Source organism: Roseateles sp., assembly GCF_049240545.1.
Lineage (GTDB): Bacteria > Pseudomonadota > Gammaproteobacteria > Burkholderiales > Burkholderiaceae_C > Paucibacter_A.
This window is the reverse complement of sequence record NZ_JBMLSK010000265.1, coordinates 1-4,736: the sequence shown is the minus strand read 5'-3', so window position 1 is coordinate 4,736 and position 4,736 is coordinate 1. Positions and strand designations below refer to the sequence as shown.

The 4,736-nt window shown below is 63.5% G+C and carries 5 protein-coding genes; all 5 read left to right on the top strand.

Annotated elements, in window-relative coordinates; all coding sequences use genetic code 11:
* A partial coding sequence (locus tag ACOVRJ_RS17230; protein WP_422045067.1) for a biotin/lipoyl-containing protein occupies nucleotides 1-1,535 on the top strand: 1,535 nt, incomplete at its 5' end.
* Between the two features lie 10 nt (nucleotides 1,536-1,545).
* The gene (locus ACOVRJ_RS17225) at nucleotides 1,546-2,028 is read left to right on the top strand and encodes a VOC family protein (protein ID WP_422045066.1); all 483 of its coding nucleotides are present in this window, start codon (nucleotides 1,546-1,548) and stop codon (nucleotides 2,026-2,028) included.
* A complete protein-coding gene (locus tag ACOVRJ_RS17220) occupies nucleotides 2,025-2,462 on the top strand; it encodes a PaaI family thioesterase (RefSeq protein WP_422045065.1) in 438 nt (145 codons plus the stop codon). The genes ACOVRJ_RS17225 and ACOVRJ_RS17220 overlap by 4 nt, the downstream gene beginning before the upstream one ends.
* Nucleotides 2,463-2,560: 98 nt before the next feature.
* On the top strand, nucleotides 2,561-3,454 hold the full coding sequence (locus ACOVRJ_RS17215) for a LysR family transcriptional regulator (RefSeq protein WP_422045064.1): 894 nt from the start codon (nucleotides 2,561-2,563) through the stop codon (nucleotides 3,452-3,454).
* Between the two features lie 35 nt (nucleotides 3,455-3,489).
* The coding region (gene leuC, locus ACOVRJ_RS17210; RefSeq protein ID WP_422045063.1) for a 3-isopropylmalate dehydratase large subunit at nucleotides 3,490-4,736 on the top strand (1,247 nt) is incomplete at its 3' end.

Here is a 4,736-nt window from a genome sequence, read left to right as displayed (position 1 = left end):
ATGAGGCGCGCAACAGCTTTGGCGACGACCGCGTCTTCATGGAGAAGTTCGTCGAAGAGCCGCGCCACATCGAGATCCAGGTGCTGGGTGACAGCCAGGGCAACACGGTCTACCTTTGGGAGCGCGAATGCTCGATCCAGCGCCGCCACCAGAAGGTGATCGAAGAAGCGCCGTCGCCTTTCATCAGCGAAGCCACCCGCAAAGCCATGGGCGAGCAGGCCGTGGCCCTGGCCAAGGCTGTGAACTACCAGAGCGCGGGCACGGTGGAGTTTGTGGTCGGCAAGGACCAGAGCTTTTACTTCCTGGAGATGAACACCCGCTTGCAGGTGGAGCACCCGGTGACCGAGTGCATCACCGGCCTGGACCTGGTCGAGCAGATGATCCGCGTGGCCGCCGGCGAGCCGCTGAGCCTCAAGCAAGAGGACATCAAGCGCGAAGGCTGGGCGATTGAGTGCCGCATCAATGCCGAAGACCCCTTCCGCAACTTTCTGCCCTCGACCGGCCGCCTGGTCAAATACCAGCCCCCGCAGGCGAACTTGGAGCAGGGCACGCTGACCCTGCAGGGCGAGAGTTATGCCGCTGAGAATTTTGGCGGAGTCCGGGTCGACACCGGCGTCTACGAAGGCGGCGAGATCCCGATGTTCTACGACTCGATGATCGCCAAGCTCATCGTCCACGGCCGCGACCGGACTGATGCCATTGCCAAGATGCGAGAAGCCTTGAATGGCTTTGTCATCCGTGGCATCTCCAGCAACATCCCCTTCCAGTCGGCCTTGTTGGCGCATGAGGACTTCAAGTCCGGCAACTTCAACACCGGCTTCATCGCCCAGCACTACGGTGGTGGCTTCCGCGCCGAGGATGTGCCGCACAGCGATCCGCTGTTCCTCGTGGCCTTGGCCGGCTTCATCCGCCGCAAAGCGCGCGAACGTGAGGCCGGCATCAGCGGCCAGCTGCCAGGCCATGAGGTGCGCATCGAGCATGACTATGTGGCCCTGGTGTCCGAGGGCACGGCCGGTCAGCAAGCGCGCCACGCCCTGCACATCTCCGAGTTCGTCGGCCATTTGGGCGAGGCCCTGGTGCGCGTCGGTGAAGGCGCTGCGGCCAAGAGCTACCGCATCGTCTGCAACTCGCGCCTGAACGACATCCGCTTGACCGGAACCGTCAACGGCCAGCCCTTTGTGGCCCAGGCCGAGCGCGGCACGGCCAAGCAGCCGCTGGCCTATCGCCTGCAGCACAACGGCTATGCCATCCTGGTCAATGTGCTCTCGCCGCGCGCCGCCGAGCTGCAGACCTTGATGCCCTTCAAGGCCCCGCCGGACACCAGCAAGTTCCTGCTCTCGCCCATGCCGGGCCTGCTGGTGCAAATCGCCGCGCAGCCGGGCCAGACGGTGCAGGCCGGCGAACGGCTGGCGGTGATCGAAGCGATGAAGATGGAGAACATCTTGATCGCCGAGCGCGACGTCAAGGTGGCCGAGGTGCTGGCCAAGGTGGGAGAGAGCCTGTCGGTGGATCAGCTGATCCTGCGTTTTGAGTGAGGCGGCATCCATGAGCAGCAACAAGCCCTACAAAATCCTCGGCATCCAGCAGATCGCCATCGGTGGCCCCGACAAGCAGGCCTTGCGCAAGCTCTGGGTCGATGTGCTGGGCCTGCAGGTCACCGGCAACTTCGTTTCCGAGCGCGAGAACGTTGACGAAGACATTTGCGCCATCGGCCAGGGCCCGCACAAGGTCGAGGTCGATCTGATGCAGCCGCTCGATCCCGAGAAGAAGCCGGCCGTGCACACCACGCCGCTCAACCATGTGGGCCTGTGGGTGGATGATCTGCCCAAGGCCGTCGAGTGGATGACAGCGAACGGCGTGCGCTTCGCGCCGGGCGGCATCCGCAAGGGCGCGGCCGGCTATGACATCTGCTTCATTCACCCCAAGTCCAGCGCGGAGTTTCCGATCGGCGGAGAAGGGGTATTGATCGAATTGGTGCAGGCGCCTGCGGAAGTGATTGCGGCGCTCGGTACTCAGCAGTCGGCATGAGCGCTGCCCAGCATCCGCCGCCAGAGACTGGCGTCGACCAAGCCCGCTTGGCGGCATTTTTGTTGGAACAGTTCCCGCAAACCCGTTGCCAAATTGTGGCTGCGTCCGCCGGCACCGCCACGATTCGGCACCCAGTGGGTCCGGCGGAGTTGCGACCTGGCGGCACCGTCTCTGGTCCGGTGATGATGACCGTAGCTGATGTGGCGCTCTATGTAGCCTTGCTCAGCCAGATCGGCATCGTGCCGCTGGCGGTGACCACCAATCTGAACATCAACTTCTTGCGCAAACCCTCAGCCGGCAAGGACATCATCGGTGTTTGCCGCATGAAAAAAGTGGGCAAGTCACTGGCGGTGGGCGAGGTGGATTTGTACTCCGATGGCGAGCCCGAGCCAGTGGCCCATGCCGTGGGGACCTACGCCATTCCGAGGCGCTGAGTTCGTTTCACTGTCTGTGTCCTGAATTCGCGTTACGCGAAGCGTTGATTTCAATTTCAAGCGATTGAATTGAATGCGCGAAGGGTTAAAGTCGGGGTATGCGGCTTGACCTCACCACCTTGAACCTCATCCTCGCCATCGAGCAGACCCGCTCGATCACGCGGGGCGCGCAGCAGGAGCATCTGGCCCTGGCGGCGGCGAGCAAGCGGGTATCGGACCTGGAGGCGCGCTTGGGCGTGCAACTGTTCGAGCGCCGCTCCCGCGGTGTGGAGCCCACCGAAGCCTGCCGCGCCTTGGTTCGCCACATCCGCTCTTTGCACGCCTCGCTGCACGCGCTGGAGAGCGAGGTGGTGGAGTTCGCGCGCGGCATCAAGGGCCATTTGCGCATCGCTGCCAACAGCGGCTCGATTGCCGAGTGCTTGCCGCCGGATTTGGCCGCCTTCAGCCAGGCGCACCCTCAAATCCGCATCAGCTTGGAAGATCAAACCAGTGCCGAAGTGCAAGCGGCCGTGGCCGAGGGCAGGGCGGATGTGGGCATCTTCACCCCGCCAATGTTGGACAACCGCCTGCAGACCTGGCGCTACCGCAGCGGCCGTTTGGCGGTGTTGGTGCCCAAGCATCATGACTTGGCGGGCAAAGATGCGGTGAGCTTCAGCGACTTGCTGGCCTATGACCTGGTCGGCTTGCATGCCGGCGCTTCGGCCCAGGAACTGATGCGCGAGCAGGCCCTGGCGCGCGGACAAACCTTGAATGCCCGGCTGCAGGTGCGCGGCTTTGATGCCATCGCGCAATTGGTCGAGGCCGGCCTGGGCGTGGCGGTCTTGCCGGAAGGCCCGGCGGAGCGCTTCTCGCGCGTGTTTGAGGTCAAGCTGCTGCGCCTGGAAGAGCCCTGGGCCGAACGCGAATACTGCCTGGGTGTGATGCGCCAAGAGCGCTTGCCCGCGGTGGTGCAGCGCTTTGTTGAAGCGCTGTGCCCCCAATCGAAGACTTGAACAACGAATTCCCCTAAATCCAAAGGAAGCCCGCGATGAACGCACGCACCTTGTACGACAAGCTTTGGGACGAGCATGTGGTCCACACCGAAGAGGATGGCACGGCCACGCTCTACATCGACCGCCATCTGCTGCATGAGGTGACCAGCCCGCAAGCCTTTGAAGGCCTGGAGTTGGCTTCGCGCAAGGTCTGGCGCTTGTCCGCCAATCTGGCGGTTAGCGACCACAATGTGCCCACCACCGACCGTAGCGGCGGCATCAGCGACCCCATCTCCAAGCTGCAAGTCGACACCCTCGATCAGAACTGCGATCGCCATGGCGTGACCCAGTTCAAGATGAACGACAAGCGCCAGGGCATCGTCCATGTGATCGGCCCCGAGCAGGGGGCCACCCTGCCCGGCATGACCGTGGTTTGCGGCGACAGCCACACCTCCACACACGGTGCTTTTGGCGCCTTGGCGCATGGCATCGGCACTTCCGAGGTGGAGCATGTGCTGGCCACGCAAACGCTCTTGGCCAAGAAGGCCAAGAATATGTTGGTGCGGGTGGAAGGGACATTGCCAGCCGGTTGCGGCGCCAAAGACATCGTGCTGGCCATCATTGGCAAGATCGGCACCGCCGGCGGCACCGGCTACACGATTGAGTTCGGCGGTTCGGCCATCCGTGCGCTGTCGATGGAAGGCCGCATGACGGTCTGCAATATGGCGATCGAAGCCGGTGCTCGCGCTGGTCTGATCGCCGTGGACGACACCACCATCAATTACTGCAAGGGCCGGCCCTTCTCGCCCAGCGGCGTGGAATGGGACCTGGCGGTTCAATACTGGCGCGGCCTGCACTCGGACGCCGGCGCCATATTCGACACCGTGGTGGACTTGGATGCCAGCCAGATTCGCCCGCAAGTCACCTGGGGCACCTCGCCCGAGATGGTCTTGGGCATTGATCAGCGCGTGCCTGATCCCGACAAGGAAAAAGACGCGGTCAAACGCGGTGCCATCGAGCGCGCCTTGCAATACATGGCGCTGGAGCCCAACAAAGCGGTGGCCGATATTCGCATCGACAAAGTCTTCATCGGCTCTTGCACCAACAGCCGCATTGAAGACATGCGCGAGGCAGCAGCAGTCGTGCGCCGCATCGGCGGGCGCTTGGCGAGCAATGTGCGCCTGGCCCTGGTGGTGCCCGGTTCGGGTCTGGTCAAGGCGCAGGCCGAGGCCGAGGGCTTGGATCAAGTCTTCAAGGCCGCAGGCTTTGAGTGGCGCGAGCCCGGTTGCTCGATGTGCCTGGC

What these genes read in the sequence shown, in the direction of transcription:
- ACOVRJ_RS17225 (WP_422045066.1), top strand. Translation starts at nt 1,546, where the DNA reads ATGAGCAGCAACAAGCCCTACAAAATCCTCGGCATCCAGCAGATCGCC.
- ACOVRJ_RS17220 (WP_422045065.1), top strand. Translation starts at nt 2,025, where the DNA reads ATGAGCGCTGCCCAGCATCCGCCGCCAGAGACTGGCGTCGACCAAGCC.
- ACOVRJ_RS17215 (WP_422045064.1), top strand. Translation starts at nt 2,561, where the DNA reads ATGCGGCTTGACCTCACCACCTTGAACCTCATCCTCGCCATCGAGCAG.